A 17,038-nucleotide genomic window follows, 5' to 3' on the forward strand; every position below is an offset into this window, starting at 1 on the left:
ATGTTTGTCTTTTATACTTTCACAATCAATGTTAAAATATATAAAAAGCAGGTTATGAGGTGAAAAGGTGAAGGTTGCATATTTAGGTCCTATTGGTTCATATTCATATGAAGCTGCAAGAAGGTTTTTTGCAGACGAACAAGAGAAAAATCTTGTAGCGTGTGACACAATAGATGATGTGTTTGAGACTGTTGAAGAGAATGAGGTTGAGTTTGGAGTTGTTCCTGTTGAAAACTCCATTGAAGGAAGTGTCTCAACAACCCTTGATTATCTTTTAAAGTCCAAGGTTTATATAGTAAAGGAAATAGTTTTGAAGGTAGAGCATTATCTTTGTGCAAGGGAAGAAGCAAAGCAAATTTTAACAATTGCATCACATCCGCAGGCGTTTTCTCAGTGCCATGACTATTTGAGAAAGAATTTCAAAGAAGCAAAATTGATACAGGTTAGCAGTACCTCATATGCTGCAAGGATGTGCTCAGGCGGTGATGTGGACGCTGCAATCTGTTCTTTATTTGCAGCACAGCAAAATAACCTCAAAGTTTTGGCTGGGCCAATAAACCACGACAATAATTACACCAGATTTTTTGTTATAAGCAAGAATCCTAACTTTGAAAAGGGAGAGAAAAACAAGACTTCAATTATCTTCTCCACCTATGACAAGCCAGGAAGTCTTTACAAAATTTTGGCTATTTTTAATCTTTATGATTTGAATTTGACAAAGATAGAGTCACGACCGGCAAAGACTAATCTTGGTGAATATGTTTTTTTTGTTGATATAGATGGATTTGTGGATGATGAAGATGTAAATGATGCGCTAAGAGTGGTTCAACGAAAATCTACATTTTTTAAGCTTTTAGGCTCTTATTCTGTTGTTTGTCCAGATTCGGAGAATAAAAATTAGTGGATGGATGTGGATGGAGTATGAACAATAAATTGCTAAAAGAAGGGCTTATATCAATAGTTACAGGAGTTTTTCAGATGGTTTTGTTTTTACTTCAGTTTAATCCCATTTTTGCTTTGGTAGGTTTTCCTCTTTACGTTGTAGCAGCTAAAGAAAATTTTTTAAAAAAGATGGCTATATCGTATGTTATTTCTGCCTTAATCATTATGATTCTTGGAAAATCCCCAATTAATTTACTTTTTATTCTAATAACATTTATCTTGCCGGTGTGCGTATTTTTGATTTTACGCGTTTCAAAAACTACTGTTATGGATTTTGTAATATACATCGCTGGATTTTTGTTCTATCATGTCCTTTTTATAAAGGCTATAAAAATTCTTTACAAGATAGATATCATAGAGCTTGTTCTTTCTATTCTAGAAGGCATTTTAAAAGGTTACTTTAACCCAGCTGGCGATGACAAACTGAATAAACTTGTGGAATTTTTGAAACTTTTGATGCCAGGATTTGTAATTGTTGAGGCAATCACATTTGCACTTTTTGGGTATTATATTACCAAATTTGTAGCAAACATGGTTGGAATTCAAAAGGAATTTTTACCTTTTTCAAAGCTATTTATGCCCAAAGAAGTGACAGTTGGAGTTGTTGTATTCTTTATTCTTTCTTTATTTTTGACAAGCATCAATGTTCTTTATATTATTGTGAGCAATATGACAATAATTCTTTCGTGGCTTTTATTTATTCAAGCACTTTCTTTGATGTATGCAGTCATAACTGAAAAAATTCGCTCACCGTTTATTGGAGGCTGGCTTTTTGCAGTCTTGATTATGTTCAGTATGCATTTTTTAATTTTCTTTTTGATGATGTTCATTGGTTTTTTAGACCTTATAGTTGATTTTAAAAAACGCAAACCAAAGAGGGTGGAATTGTGAAAGATAAAAAGTCTCACTTTAGATTTGATTTTTCTGTATCGCAAGCAGGTTTTATACTTTCGCTGCTTTTTGATTTTGTAATTATATATTTTAATATAAAAATTGGCTTAATTTGTCTTTCACTAATTGTTCTACTTACTATTTATAATATAAGGCTCAATAGAAAAAAGAACAAACAACTTTTAGAATATATAGAAACTCTCACACTTAATATAGACACAGCATCAAAAGATACACTTTTGAAGTTTCCATTTCCGATTCTTATTTCAGAGTACAATGGGGATATAATATGGTACAATCATAAATTCCTAAATACAGTTAAGAACAAGAAATTAATAGGCAAAAATCTTAAAGATGAGCTTCCTGAGCTTTATTCAGCCATATTGGAAGGAAAAAGCAAAGTAGAGAAATTTGAGTATGAGGGTAATTTTTTTGATGTTATGATAACCATTGTTGAGGTGGAGGAAGGCAAAAATGAAAAGAGGTTTTTAAACCTGTTTTACTTTGTTGATGTTACTGATTTTGTTCTTCTTCAAAAGAAATATGAAATCCAAAATGTTGTTTTTGGTTATTTGACCATTGACAACTATGAAGATGTTCTGAATTCAGCACCGGAGGTATCTAAATCTTCTATTGTTTCTGAGATAGAGAAACGTATTACTGATTGGTTTTACAATCAAATAAGGTCAGATGTGTTTTTAATGAAGTATGAACGGGACAAGTACTTTTTTATATGCAATAAAGAAGCCTTTTACAAGATGCAGGAAAGAAGATTTAATATTTTAGAGCAGATAAAGGAAGTGAATCTGTACAATAAGATAATTCCTACCATAAGCTGCGGTATAGGTATAAGGCAAGATTCTATATTCCAGGCACAAAAGGATGCAAGGACAGCTCTTGACATGGCGCTAAGCCGTGGCGGTGACCAGTTTGTAATATTCTACGGCGGCAAGTTTGAATTTTTTGGTGGTAAAACAAAAGAACACGAAAAACGCTCAAAAGTGCGTTCACGTGTTATGGCACAGACAATAAAAGAGATTGTGAAACATTCTGATAAGATATTTATTATTGGTCATCAGTACTTTGACCTTGACTGTTTGGGTGCAGCTGTGGGTTTGAGCAAGTTATGCCTGAATTTGGTCAAGGAAGTGTACATTGTAATTAATTCCTACAATCCTACAATTAAAAACTTTCTTCAGATGCTACTTGATGACCCTCAATACCAGAATATAATAATTGACCAGCAAAAAGCTTTGAAGATGAAAACCAAAACCTCTCTTTTGTTTGTGGTAGACACTCAAAGATCAAGTTACATCGATATGCCGCAGATGATCTTGGAGTTTGATAAGATAATCGTAATTGACCATCATAGAAGACCTGCCGACTGGATAGAGCAGGCTCTTATTTGCTATTCAGAAACATACGCTTCATCTGTATCTGAACTTGTTGCAGAGCTTTTGAGCTATGAAGGAATAAAGCTGAAAAAATTTGAGGCAGAAATATTATTAGCGGGTATAATGATTGACACAAGAGGATTTACAAAAAATGTTGGTGTGAGGACTTTTGAGGTTGCAACGTACCTCAGAGAGAATGATGCTATGCCGGAAACTATTAAAGAGTACTTAAAGGAAGACTTGGAAAGTTACATTTTAAAAAATCAGCTCATTTCCAACCTGGAAATCATATATAACAATATTGCGCTTGTGGTTGATTATTCACAAGTGTGTCGGGATAATGTTATAATAGCAAAGGTGGCAGATGAGCTTTTGAACATAAAAGGGATTGACGCTTCTTTTGTTGTGTGCAAAATAGAAAACAGTGTACTAATAAGCGGTCGCTCAAATGGCAAGATAAATGTTCAGGTTATATTAGAAAAGATTGGTGGTGGAGGTCATTTAGAGACTGCAGGGGCAAGACTTGAAAATATAAACATTGAAGATGCAAAAGAGGTTCTTTTAAAAGCCATCCAAGAGTATATTAATGAAGACCGAAACTTCTAATTAAAGCAAAAAGGAGTGGAGATTCTAACATGAAGGTTGTGCTTTTACAGGATGTAAAAGGATTGGGGAAGAAAGATTCAGTAGTTGAAGTAAACGATGGGTATGCCAGAAACTATCTGATTCCACGAAAGCTTGCAGTGCCTGCAACAGAAGGTTTAGAGAAACATTTAAAAGAGAAAAAAGAAGCTGAACAGAAAAAGAAGGAAAAAGAGCTTGAGGCTGCAAAGGATTTAGCAAGTAAGCTTGAAAAGAGTCAGATTATTATAAAAGCAAAAGCAGGGGAAAATGGAAAACTTTTTGGTTCAATAACAAACAAAGAGATTGCCGAAGAGATAAAAAAGCAGCTTGGATTTGACATTAACAAGAAGAAAATAGAACTTGACGACCCTATAAAGCTTATTGGAAGCTATGATGTTGTTATCAGACTATATCAGGGAGTTGTGGCAAAGCTCAAAGTTCATGTGACAGCAAGCTAAGTGAATATGAGGAAGTGAGAGAGAGATGGAGCCCGACATTGTTCAAAGTCAAGAAGGAATACCCGAAAACCGCGAAGCAGAAGAGGCGGTTGTAGGGGCAATGCTTTTGAGCCGCGAGGTAATTTCTGATGTTGCAGAGATTTTAACAGAAGAGGATTTTGCAACACCACAGCTTAAAGAGATTTTTTCTGCTATTATGGACCTTTTTGAAGAGGGCAAACCTGTAGATGTTATAACTGTAGCTGAAAGACTGAGAGAAAGAGGGACATACGAAGCAGTCGGAGGAAGTGAGTATCTGACAAATCTTGTTATAAATACTCCGACAACTGCAAATGCTACATATTATGCAAAGATTGTTGAAGAAAAGTCTCTTTTGCGAAAACTCATAAACTCTTCAATGAAGATTATTGAAAAGTGCAAGAGCCAGACAGAAAGAGTTGAAGATATTGTTGATTTTGCTGAAAAGACAATCTTCAATGTGATTTCTCACAAGAATTCAAAAGATTTTTCTCATTTAAAAGAGATTTTAATTGAAACCTACAACAAGATAGAAGAACTATACCTTAGAAAATCACATATAATAGGTGTTCCCACAGGATTTGCTGAGTTTGATAGAATGACAGCAGGTCTTCAACCATCAGACCTGATTTTGATTGCCGCAAGACCTGCAATGGGCAAGACAAGTTTTGCGCTAAATATTGTCCAGCACGCAGCACTGCGTGCTGGTGTTCCTGTTGCTATCTTCAGTCTTGAGATGTCAAAGGAACAGCTTGTAACCCGTATGATTTGCTCAGAAGCAATGATAGATAGTCACAAACTTAGAACTGGCAACTTAGAGGATGAAGAGTGGAAAAAGTTTGCAAAAGCTTTAGCACTTTTGTCAAACGCTCCAATTTATATTGACGATACACCTGCCATAACAGTTTCTGAGATGAGAGCAAAGTGTAGAAGGCTCAAGCTCAAAGAAAAAGGTCTTGGTCTTGTGATGGTTGACTATTTGCAGCTTATGACTGCCCGTGGCAGGTTTGAAAGCAAACAACAGGAAATTGCCGAGATTTCAAGGTCATTAAAAGCCTTGGCAAGAGAGCTCAATGTCCCAGTACTTGCACTTTCACAGCTGTCCCGTGCACCTGAAACAAGGGCTGACCACAGACCGATTCTCTCTGACCTTCGTGAAAGTGGGGCAATTGAGCAAGATGCTGACATTGTTGCGTTTTTGTACAGGGATGAGTATTACAATCCCGACACTGACAAAAAACACATAGCAGAGCTTATAATTGCAAAGCACAGAAATGGACCTACTGGCACAATTGAGCTCCTTTTCTTAGACAAACATACAAAGTTCAAAGATTTGGAGAAAAATAGATAAGTAAAATAACTATAAGATTGAAAAAGGGTGTGATACTGTTGGCAATTATCAAGGATTATTCTTTATGGGAAGATGGGCTAAAAAAAATTAACTGGGCAAGAAGGTTTATGCCTATCTTAAATCAGATAAGAAAAGAATATGAAGACAAAAAACCGCTTAAAGGCTTGAACATAGCAATTTCTGTTCATCTTGAGGCAAAGACAGCAAACCTTGCCCTGCTTTTGAAAGACTTAGGTAGCAATGTTTTTGTCACAGGGTCTAATCCTTTATCTACTCAGGATGATGTTGCAAGCGCTCTTGTTCATGAGGGCATTGAAGTATTTGCGATAAGAGGTGTGGATACATCCGAATATTTTAGTCATCTTGAGAAAACTCTTGAAAATGATATAGACCTTATAATTGACGATGGTGGAGATTTGACATATATTCTTCATACAAAGCGCGAAGATTTGGCAAACAGAGTAATTGGTGGCTGTGAAGAGACAACAACAGGTGTAATAAGGCTCAGAGCGCTTGAAAGGGAAGGAAAACTCAAATTCCCTATGATTGCAGTCAACAATGCTTTTTGCAAGCATCTTTTTGACAATCGTATTGGAACTGGTCAGTCTACATGGGATGGGATAATGAGAACCACAAATATAACAGTTGCAGGCAAGTATGTGGTTGTTGCGGGATATGGTTTTTGCGGCAAGGGAATTGCAAAAAGAGCTAAAGGGCTTGGTGCAAAAGTGATAGTTAGCGAGGTTCACCCAATCAAGGCTTTAGAAGCATACATGGACGGATTTGAGGTAATGAAGATGCAAGATGCTGCAAAGATTGGGGATATATTTGTTACTGCAACAGGGTGCAAGGATGTAATAAGGTATGAACATATTTTGCAAATGAAAGATGGAGCAATCTTGTGTAATAGTGGGCATTTTAATGTTGAGATTGATATAGCTACGCTTGAGAAAAAGGCAGTCAAAAAGTACGAAGCAAGAAAGAATATCCAGGGATATGTTCTTGAAAACGGCAAAGAGGTTTTTGTAATAGCAGAGGGAAGGCTTGTCAACCTTGCCGCAGCAGATGGACACCCAATTGAGATTATGGATATGTCATTTGCAATTCAAGCACTGTCAAGTATATATGTTGTTCAAAATCATAAAAAATTGGAAAAAAGAGTATATAATGTTCCAGAGGAGATTGACAAGTTTGTTGCTGAAGTTAAGCTAAGGTCTCTTGGGATAGAAATAGATAGGCTCACGCCAGATCAGAAAAAATACCTTGAAAGTTGGGAAGTGTAAGTAAGATGGATATATTAATTAAAAATGTTACAATTGTTACTTGTAATGCGCAAAATGAGGTTCTAAAGGGTGATATTCTTATCAAGAATGGCAGGATTGCAAGGATAGCAGAAAATATAGAGTTATCTATTTATGAGCAAGCTTGTGTTAAAGTCATTGAAGGAAAAGATTTAATAGCCATACCGGGACTTATAAATGCACATACACACTGCGGTCAGACAATTTTGCGTTCTTTTGCAGACGATTTGCCTTTGTATGAATGGTTATTTGAAAAGATTTTCCCGGCAGAAGAAAAGCTCACAAAAGAGATGATTTATTTTTCTTCTCTTCTTGGTATTGCAGAGATGCTCAAAAGTGGCACAACTATGTTTTTTGACATGTATTTTCATGAGGATATGACAGCGAAAGCTGTGCAAGAGACTGGTATAAAGGCAGTTTTATCACGAGGACTTCAATCAGATGAGAAAGAAGATGTTAGACTTGATGAGACAAAAGAGCTGATTTATAATTATTCAAGTGATAAGATAAAAGTATTTTTCGGTCCACATTCGGTTTATACATGTTCATATGAGCTTTTAGAAAAGGTTGCACAACTTGCACAGGAGTTTAGGACAGGTGTGATGATACATCTTAGTGAGTCAGAAAATGAAGTAAATAGCTGCTTTGAAAAATATGACATGTCACCTGTAAAGCTATGCAATCAGGCAGGGCTTTTTGATACGATTTGTGTAGCAGCACACTGCGTGTATGTTGATGATGAAGATATCGAAGTTATGGCAGAGAAAAATGTATCTTGTGTTTACAACCCGACAAGCAATCTCAAGCTTGGCAATGGCTTTGCACCTGTGCAAAATATGATAAAGTCTGGTGTAAATGTTGCCATTGGTACAGATTCGGCAGCAAGCAACAACAACTTGAATATGCTTGAAGAGATGCACATTGCCTCTTTGCTTGAAAAGGGAATGTACAGGTTATCAGATATTTTGAAGGCAGAACAGATTCTAAAGATGGCAACAGTAAATGCAGCCATGGCAGCAGGTATCAACAACATGGGTGTTCTTCACGAAGGTTTTTGCGCTGATATAGTGCTGCTGAAAGCAAATGATTTTAACATGCTGCCATGTTATAATCCAATTTCAAATGTTGTTTACAGTAGCAATCCTTCGAATGTGTATGCTACAATAGTGGATGGTCAGATCCTTTACATGGATGGGAAGCTTTTTACAATTGATGAAGAGGCTCTTGTGAAAGAGATAAAGAGCATAGAGAAGTTTTTGAAAGAGAGTATTTAGAAATTTTTTTAAAGCCATGAAAGGAAGGACAAGAATTGCAATATAAAAAGGCAACAAAAATAGCATTGCAGCTATTTATAGTAACAGTCTTTACAAAACTGATAGGATTCATAAGAGAGGTAGCATTTGGTGCAAGGTTTGGTACAAGCGTAAAGGCAGATGCTTTCCCCCTTGCACTGCAGCTTCCGAACATCCTTTTTGCTTCTATTTTTGCTGCTTTTTCAACCTCATTTATACCGTTTTACACAGATATACGTGAAAAAAAAGGCGAGGATGAGGGAATAAAATTTACAAACAGTGTGATAAATACATTGCTTCTTGCATCAAGCATTGTTGCAATCTTTGGCTTTATCTTCTCAAAACAGCTAATTCAACTTCAAGTGCACCAAAGTAAAGAACTTCAAATAATGTATGCGTCAAGAATTTTGAAAATCACAATCTTTATGATAATATTTACAAGTTCAGCAAACATACTTCAGGGCTTTTTGCAGGCAAACGAGAACTTTACAAAGCCGGTACTATCAAGCATTCCTTTTAATCTCTCAATTTTTATCGCAATATTTTTGTCATACTTTGAACCGTTCAAGAAATTTGATATATATATAGTGGCGGTAGGATTTGTTGTCGGGTATTTTTGGAGTTTGGTTTACCAGCTTTATAATTCAAAGAAATATGGCTTTAAGTTTTATCCTGTGGTCGGACTGAAGGATGAAAACATAAAAAAGATGATAAAATTTTCTTTCCCGGTTTTCATAAGCAGTAGCATGGCTCAGCTTTACACATTCATTGACAGATACCTTCTGACAGGGACGTCAACCGGTGCTGTTGCGGCTGTTGCATATGCAGGGAAGCTGAACGATATGGTGGTTGGAGTTTTTTCATCCTCAATTTCTGTTTTAGCTTTTTCAACCCTCTCTAATCTGCAGGCAAAAGGAGATAAAGAGAATTTTAGAAAGTTCTTTGTCTCTGCTTTAAACTCAATTATTCTGATGATGATGCCGTTTGCTATAGGAGGAGTGATTCTCTCAAAAGAGATAACAAGGTTAATTTACCAGCGAGGGAACTTTACAATTGAGTCTACATTGCTGACGGCTTCACCACTTATGTTTTACTGTTTGGGTTTTGTAGGCCTTGGTCTTAGGGATATGTTAAACAGAACTTTGTATGTTTTAAAGGATTCAAAAACAGCTGTAAAAAACGGTGTTATTGCTATTGCTTGTAATATTGTACTTGACATAATATTTATTTATAAGTTCAAGCACACAGGTGCTGCTATGGCATTTGCGTCGGCAAACTACATTGCAGCAGTTTTGTTGTTTATTTCGCTCAGAAAAAAACTTGGTTCAATTGGCTGGAAAAGGATTGCAGGTGTGTTTGTAAAGGCGCTTGTTGCAAGCTTGGCAATGGGTGTCTTTGTATATGCATTTAAACAAAAATTTATTTATTTAACAATGCCATTTAAATACTTTGCCATTTATACCTCGGCAAGTATTTTGCTTGGAATGGGAATATATGCAGGGCTTATATACCTTTTAAAGGTAGAGGAAGTGGGTTTGATTGTTAAAATGGTAAGAGAAAAATTTGGAATTTGAAAAACTACGGAAAGGGGAAGGAGCTTCAAGATGGATATCGAACATCAATTGAAGGTTTTTAAAAAAGGTGCTGCTGAGATAATTACAGAAGAGGAGCTTGTTGAAAAGTTGAAGCAAGACAGACCATTAAACATAAAACTTGGGCTTGATCCAAACGTGCCAGACGTTCATCTTGGACATGCTGTTGTTTTAAGGAAACTTAAACAGCTTCAGGACCTTGGGCACAACATAATCTTGATAATTGGCGATTTTACTGCAATGATTGGTGACCCGACAGGAAAGTCTGAGACAAGAAAACAACTTACAAAAGAAGAGGTTCAAAAAAATGCTGAGCCTTTCAAACAGCAGGTTTTAAAGATTCTTGACCCGCAAAAGACCACAATAAGATATAACAGTGAATGGCTTGAACCCATGAACTTTTTGGATGTAATAAACCTTGCATCAAAATACACAGTTGCAAGAATGCTTGAAAGGGAAACATTTAGACAGAGAATGGAAAAGAACTTGCCACTCTCAATACATGAGTTTTTCTACCCACTTATGCAAGGTTATGACTCTGTTGTGATTGAAGCCGATGTTGAGCTTGGTGCAACCGAGCAAAAATTCAATATATTGATGGGAAGGACGCTGCAAAAGGAGTATGGATGCAAAACAATCCAAGTTGCGCTTTTGATGCCAATATTAGTTGGTACAGATGGTGTTAACAAGATGAGCAAGAGCCTTGGAAACTATATTGGAATAAATGAACCGCCCAATGTAATGTATGGGAAAGTGATGTCAATTCCTGATGAGATTATGATTTCGTACTATGAACTCACAACCGATTTAGAACCTGAAGAGATTGAGGAGATAAAGAGAAAGCTTGAAGAAGGGACTCTTCACCCAAGAGATGCAAAGATGAGACTTGCAAGAGAGATAGTAAAGCTATACCATGGCGAAGAGGCAGCTAAAAAGGCCGAAGAGGAGTTCATAAGAGTGTTTCAGAAAAAAGATGTTCCAGATGATATTCCAGAAGTTGAGCTTGCAAATGCTAAGGTTTATCTTCCAAGGTTCATGGTAGAAAATAAACTTTGCTCCTCTACAAGTGAGGGAATGAGGCTTATTAAAAGCGGTGCTGTTAAACTCAACGGTGAGAAGGTAAATGAGCTTGACATTGAACTTCAAAACGGTGATGTTTTGCAGGTTGGCAAGCTAAAATTTGTAAAAGTAAAGCTTTTGTGAAGGATTTTTCCTTATCTTTGGGGCCCAGGAAGTTTTGGTTCAAGAGCTGAGTGTTTAAATTATCATTTCAAAACACACGGTAAAGAAGTAGCAGCATCAAATATATGTGAGTACGTGAGACTGGCTGATAAAGTAAGGCAGGATATTATTAAACAAAAGTTAAAGCCTGTAAAGCCTGTTGAAGGTGCAATTCCAAATGTATATAGATTCAAATATAAAATATATTATTTGCATGCGGTATGCGTAAACTATGTTCCATCTGGTGATTTAATTAGTTTTGGCGAAAAAAATTCTAGTCCTTAATTAATTATCAAAAAAACTGAATAATACAAATATCAAAACCATTAATATTTTTTATATGAATTATGAATTATTATGTATTACCAAATGGAGGCATTATTAGAGAATGTATACATGTGAATTTGGAATTATTTACAAAATAGATCAGGGGAAGAAATATTATGAATATGAACCGGAGAGATATGATTGCGTATATATAAATTGTGATATTGTATTGGATTGGTGGGAAGTAGGATTAAACCAGGTAAAAACGTATATTGGTGTAGGTTTTGAAAAGGAATTTTATGGTATAGACGTAGATGGGGTGTCATTGATACCACCAGAATCACTTTCTGTATTTGAAAAAATAGTAGAAAGTGACCCGAGGACAAAAGAAGATCCAAGTCTTAAGGAACTTTTGAAGAAGATTAAAAAAGCAAAAGAGGAGAATAAATATATGATTTGTTTTGGTGTGTGAAGTTTAAGATTGACCTTAAAAGCTTTGATGCCATACAGCTAAAAGATAAAATTGGTAAAACTAAAGCTTTTGTGAAGGAAAAATCTTCGTAAAGCTTTTTTGATTTTCATATTAAGAAACATTACGATTTTACAAACGCAGGAATTTGAGTTTAGTAGGTTGTTTGTTGTTGTGCCAGATAAAAAGCAAATAAATAATTTAAGAAGTAATATTATTATGTAAAGCTTGATTTTATATCAGAATTATATCAGTAAAAATTTTAACTGTACTAATATCAAATTAAATTGCCAATAAATAATGGCAACATTTATTGATAAATAAAGTTTTTAAAGTATTTTTTAGGTTTAATAGTATTTCCAATTGTTTTTTTGATAATATTTTGGTATACTAAAACTAACAGAGCATATGGTACAAGCTTGGAATATATTATATAAATGTGAATCAAAATATAAGTTACAGTATGTTTCTATACAGTCCTTCTCAAACTCTGGTGGCATCAGCTGCTAATTATTGTATGTATAAACGACAGGTGTTAAATGTAATGAGAAAGGAGCTATGGAAATGAGAAGGAGAATTATAATAATTGGTATAATATGCATGTTTATCTTGACAGGCTGTGGATTGTTGTGTTGGTTTTTTTATGGAGGAAAGACAGAATCGAAGGGGGACACAGTCAAAGCAGGGGAGAAGGTAGTTTGGGCATCTGAGCTAAATAATAGAGCAGAAAATACTGAAGAAGGGGTAAGTGGAAAGCAGGAAGATAGCAACCAGAGTCAGACCACATGCGATGCTGTTTATACTAATCTTGCAACTGAAATAAATGATCCAATTGCAAGAAAAGTTTTTGATTTAATTTTAATTAGTCATTCAGTTATAGCTGATAGGTATCAAGACACAAACAATATAGATAATAATTATATGCAAAAATCTTCTTTAGCAGAAGACAGAGATGATGAATTTTATTCAATCAGGAAGAAGAAAAAAGAACTTGATAAAGAGGCAATGGCTTATTATGAAAGTTTAATGGATGAACTTAAAAGAAATCCACAGAATTGGAAGAGTGTATGGAAGAGATATAAAGACTATGCTATTGAATATTATGCTAAGGTAAGAAATTTTGATTATGATCCAGAAGTTAAAAAGATAACATATTTAAAGACAGAAGAAGGTAAGGAGTTAGCAAAGCAAGGTGGAATAACCGAAAAAGTCATTGAACAATGGCAGAAGAGGTATGAAGAGGTGAAAGAATACACAAGAGAGGAAGTCAGAAAACAACTTGAGGAATCTGCCAAAGAGGCAGGTATACCAGAATAAGTAATGTATAACAATAATTTAAAAAGGGCTTACAGCAAAATCTGCAGGCCCTTTTATTAATTAAAAACTTTTGCTTTATTCAATTGTGGTGTTGAGACAAAATAAAAAAGTTTTTGAAAAAGCAGAAGTTTGGGCTGTTATATAAAGGATTTTATAATAGTCAATTGTAATACTGATAAGAATGTAGTATAATGATATCAAAAGTTATTCCAAATTTTCATAACCTAAGCTTAGGTTGTACTAATTTTAGTTAACAGAGCGATGATAGGGTTTTTATTAACATTGAACTTCAAAATGGATATGTCTTGCAAATTAGAAAACTCAAATTTGTGAAGATAAAGCTTTTGTAAAGGGTATATTCCTTTGCAAAAGCTAATTTTTTAATTTTTAAATTGACTTTTAGTCATTGACGTTTGGCAGTGCATATGTTAAAATAGGCTGTGTAAAATTTTAAAAGAGGTGAGGTGTGTGAGAGTAATTTTAAAGCGTCCGTGGCTGAGTACTATTATATGGGCTATTTTAACAGTAATATTTGTAGTTACTATGCCAGATATAAATAAAATAGTGCGACTCAAAGGTGAACCTAAAATTGGTCAGGAATACCCATTTCAAGTTGCAGCAGCGTTAGAAAAAGAATATCAGGGAGTGCCAAAGGATAAAAAGCTTTCAACAGTAGCAATTGTATTTTATGACAAAAACGGTCTTTCAGATGAAGACATTGTGGCAATTAAAAGGATAATTTATGGACTTAACAGCAACAGAGAAAAATACAACATTGAAAATATTTCAACTCATTTCAAGAATCCTGAGCTAAAAAACTACTACGTATCAGGCAACAACAAGGTTATCCTTGCAAGCATTCAGGCAGACAAGTCAAAGAGAGAAATTATTGAGATAAGAGACGATATTTATAAGTTTATAGATTCTGTTAGAAAACCAAAGAGTTTAGAAGTGTATCTGACAGGTGGAGATTTAATTACCCAAGACTTTGTAAAGGCTTCAGAAGATGGTGTTAAAAAGACCGATGTCATCACAATTGTATTTATAATCATTGTGTTGGTCCTTGTTTTCCGCTCACCTGTCACTCCAATTGTTTCACTTTTAACAGTTGGTGTTTCGTTTTTAATCTCACTTAGCATAGTTGGGCACATAGCAGATAAGTTTAATTTTCCAATCAATACTTTCACAAGAACATTTATTGTTGTATCCTTGTTTGGAATTGGAACGGATTATAATCTATTGATTATTTCAAGATTTAGAGAAGAGCTTGCAAATGGAAAAGATGTCGACAATGCAATAATAACCACATTTAAAACCGCAGGAAAGACAGTGGTATTTAGCTGTCTTGCAGTTTTCACAGGTTTTGCAGCTTTTGCAGCAGCATCTTTTAACTTTTTCAGAGCAATGTCAGCAATTTCAGTAAGTGTACTTGTACTTTTACTTGTGCTTTTAACCTTGGTTCCAGCAGTGCTCAAAATTTTTGGTAAAAATCTTCTCTGGCCATTTAATAAAGAAATACAGCACACCCATAGCAGACTCTGGGAAGCTGCTGCGAGACTTTCGACTAAATATCCTTATGTTGTTTTGACAACAGTTATTTTAATTTTAATACCTTTTCTTTTATCAGTCAGAGGCGATTTGTCATTCAACACACTAAACGAGCTTTCTGAAAAGTACAAATCCGTAAAAGGATTTAACATAATTTCAAAAAACTTTAGTAGTGGAAAGACATTTCCTGTTACGATTTATTTAAAATCTAATAAGAGCTTAGCAACTTCGGATGCACTATCTGACATTGAAAAAATAACTGAGGTATTGAGCAAGCAAAAAGGTATAAAAGATGTATATTCAGTAACAAGACCTCAAGGGGAGATTATAAAACAATTTACTTTGTCAAACCAAGCAGATACTGTTATAAAAGGTATTGATAGTTTGAGAGATGGTCTTTTGAAAGTTAACAATGCAATTGAGACTATAAACAAAAATTTAAATATGTCAACAAAAGAATTTGATGTTCAAAAACTTATAACTGGCATTTCACAGCTTGAGAATGGTGTATATGAATTGAAAATTTCTTTAGAAAAACTAAATGGTGGATTTGAACAGGGGTTAAATGGTTCTAAGAAGATATATGATGGTCTTAATAAGCTTTCAATTGGAAGCAGCAAGCTGTCTGAAGGCTTTAAAGAATTCTATTCTGAGTATACAAGGTCAATAAATAAGGTAAAAAGGGAATTACAGGGATTTGATGTAAATCAAATTGAACTTTTATTGACAGGTATTAATACTGCTAATAACAATTTAAAAGCACTTTCAAATAAGTATCCGGAAATCTCAAAGGATATCAATTATATTATGGCATCTGAGATTTTATCAAAAATTGAAACTGAAGCAAATAAGTTTGCTCCAAAGTTAAAAGAGTTTTCTTCTGAATATGAAAAGATTTCAGCCCAGATAAATGAAGCTGACAAAGCTCAGAAGCTTATTTCAAATTCTATTGATAGCATAGCTTCAGCTTCAAAACAGCTTGCTGATGCTCATGGGAAGGTTCTAAGTGGCTACTATCAAATTGACAAAGGTCAAAAGCAAATAATCTCAGGTGTAAACCTTATGTATTCAAAACTTCAGGAGTTTGACAAACAAAAAGAACAGATTCTAAAAAAAGTGGATGAACTTCAGACAGGGTTTACAAGTTTAAAATCAGCGCTTTTGCAGATTTCTGATGCACTTAACAAGATGGCAAATTCTATGCAGAATATGAAGAGTTATTTTGAAGGATACAAAACAACAAACATCTTTTACGTCCCACCAGAGGCTATAAAAAGCAGTAGCTTCAAAAAGGCTTTAGATTCATATATGAACAAAAATAGAACAATAACAAAGATAATCTTGATTCTTGACACAAATCCATATACAAACAAGGCAATTGACATAGTTGACAATGTGGAAAAGGTTTTAAATAACTCTTTAGAGTTTATAAACACAAAGTTTGTGTCGGTAGGAGTTGGTGGGATATCATCTTCAAACCACGATTTGAGAAGCATTTATTTTAAGGATTTCAAGACTTTGAGACTTATAATGATAATAAGCATCTTTATTCTCATGTTCCTAATTTCAAGGTCAATCTTTAATGCTGCAATAATGGTAATAATAGTTTTTGCCGACTACTACCTTGCACTCTCTATAACAGAGATGATTTTCAAAGGAATATTCAAGTACGAAGCACTCAACTGGGCAGTGCCATTTTTCACCTTTGTTGTGTTCTTAGCTCTGGGTATAGACTACAGTGTATTTTTACTGATAAGGTTTTACGAATATAGAAATTTAGAACTTTCAGAAGCACTGAGACTTACCTCGGCAAACATTGGGCATGTTGTAACATCAGCGGTGATAATTTTAGCCGGCACATTTGCGGCAATGCTGCCATCTGGGATTTTGACATTAATGCAGGTTTCCATCTGTGTTGTGATAGGCCTTGTTCTGCTTGCATTTTTTCTGCTTCCATTTTTGTACAATACTTTGATGAGAATAAAAAGGGATATAATATAAAAGGAACTTCGAAAAAATTTGAAAGCTGCCTCCAGAGAAGGGGGCAGCTTTTTGTTTGCGAAAAAACATGAGAAAATTTAAGAAATTTAGAGATATTTGAAGAAAGAGAGAGCTGATAGCTAAAAATTGCTTAAAATTAACTAAAAAAAACGAGTTTGACAGGATGAAAATTAATAAAGTAAAATTGAGGTGAAAATTCCAAGGAGAATATTAGTAAATATAGCAATCTGCAAGGTTACAAAGCCATTAACCTCTTTTTATGGGTACTAAACGAGCATTCCTGTAATGAACGAAAATGAGTGAAAATGACGAGAAATGAGATTTGAAAAGATAAGGTACCTCCTGGTAAAAT

The 17,038-nt window shown here is 34.7% G+C and carries 12 protein-coding genes; all 12 read left to right on the plus strand.

The window, feature by feature from the left end; genetic code table 11:
- The first annotated feature begins 67 nt into the window (after window positions 1-67).
- The 12 genes from pheA (at window position 68) to ATHE_RS04470 (ending at window position 16,686) form a co-directional block, all read left to right on the plus strand.
- Window positions 68-901, plus strand: coding sequence for a prephenate dehydratase (gene pheA, locus ATHE_RS04410; protein WP_015907414.1), 834 nt, complete (start codon window positions 68-70; stop codon window positions 899-901).
- Between the two features lie 20 nt (window positions 902-921).
- Window positions 922-1,833, plus strand: coding sequence for a DUF2232 domain-containing protein (locus ATHE_RS04415; protein ID WP_041727355.1), 912 nt, complete (start codon window positions 922-924; stop codon window positions 1,831-1,833).
- Window positions 1,830-3,833 (plus strand): DHH family phosphoesterase, encoded by a 2,004-nt coding sequence (locus ATHE_RS04420; protein WP_015907416.1) that lies wholly within the window; start codon window positions 1,830-1,832, stop codon window positions 3,831-3,833. The genes ATHE_RS04415 and ATHE_RS04420 overlap by 4 nt, the downstream gene beginning before the upstream one ends.
- Before the next feature lie 29 nt (window positions 3,834-3,862).
- The gene (gene rplI / locus ATHE_RS04425) at window positions 3,863-4,309 is read left to right on the plus strand and encodes a 50S ribosomal protein L9 (protein ID WP_015907417.1); all 447 of its coding nucleotides are present in this window, start codon (window positions 3,863-3,865) and stop codon (window positions 4,307-4,309) included.
- Between the two features lie 25 nt (window positions 4,310-4,334).
- Window positions 4,335-5,678 carry a replicative DNA helicase gene (dnaB, locus tag ATHE_RS04430; protein ID WP_015907418.1) on the plus strand — a complete coding sequence of 448 codons (1,344 nt, stop codon included), beginning with the start codon at window positions 4,335-4,337 and terminating at the stop codon, window positions 5,676-5,678.
- Window positions 5,679-5,710: 32 nt separating this feature from the next.
- Window positions 5,711-6,961 (plus strand): adenosylhomocysteinase, encoded by a 1,251-nt coding sequence (locus ATHE_RS04435; RefSeq protein ID WP_079504052.1) that lies wholly within the window; start codon window positions 5,711-5,713, stop codon window positions 6,959-6,961.
- A gap of 5 nt (window positions 6,962-6,966) precedes the next feature.
- Complete coding sequence (locus tag ATHE_RS04440) at window positions 6,967-8,253, plus strand: amidohydrolase (protein ID WP_015907420.1); 1,287 nt, start codon at window positions 6,967-6,969, stop codon at window positions 8,251-8,253.
- A 35-nt stretch (window positions 8,254-8,288) separates the two neighbouring features.
- Window positions 8,289-9,845, plus strand: a complete 1,557-nt coding sequence (gene murJ / locus ATHE_RS04445) for a murein biosynthesis integral membrane protein MurJ (RefSeq protein WP_015907421.1) — start codon at window positions 8,289-8,291, stop codon at window positions 9,843-9,845.
- Between the two features lie 30 nt (window positions 9,846-9,875).
- Window positions 9,876-11,066, plus strand: coding sequence for a tyrosine--tRNA ligase (gene tyrS, locus ATHE_RS04450; RefSeq protein WP_015907422.1), 1,191 nt, complete (start codon window positions 9,876-9,878; stop codon window positions 11,064-11,066).
- Window positions 11,067-11,472: 406 nt separating this feature from the next.
- Entirely contained in the window at window positions 11,473-11,823 is a 351-nt protein-coding gene (locus ATHE_RS04460) for a hypothetical protein (protein ID WP_015907423.1), read from the plus strand.
- A 561-nt stretch (window positions 11,824-12,384) separates the two neighbouring features.
- A complete protein-coding gene (locus ATHE_RS04465; protein WP_015907425.1) occupies window positions 12,385-13,137 on the plus strand; it encodes a hypothetical protein in 753 nt (250 codons plus the stop codon).
- 468 nt (window positions 13,138-13,605) lie between these two features.
- Window positions 13,606-16,686 carry an MMPL family transporter gene (locus tag ATHE_RS04470; RefSeq protein WP_015907426.1) on the plus strand — a complete coding sequence of 1,027 codons (3,081 nt, stop codon included), beginning with the start codon at window positions 13,606-13,608 and terminating at the stop codon, window positions 16,684-16,686.
- Window positions 16,687-17,038 lie beyond the last annotated feature (352 nt).

Source organism: Caldicellulosiruptor bescii DSM 6725 (genome assembly GCF_000022325.1).
Taxonomy (GTDB): Bacteria; Bacillota; Thermoanaerobacteria; order Caldicellulosiruptorales; family Caldicellulosiruptoraceae; genus Caldicellulosiruptor; species Caldicellulosiruptor bescii.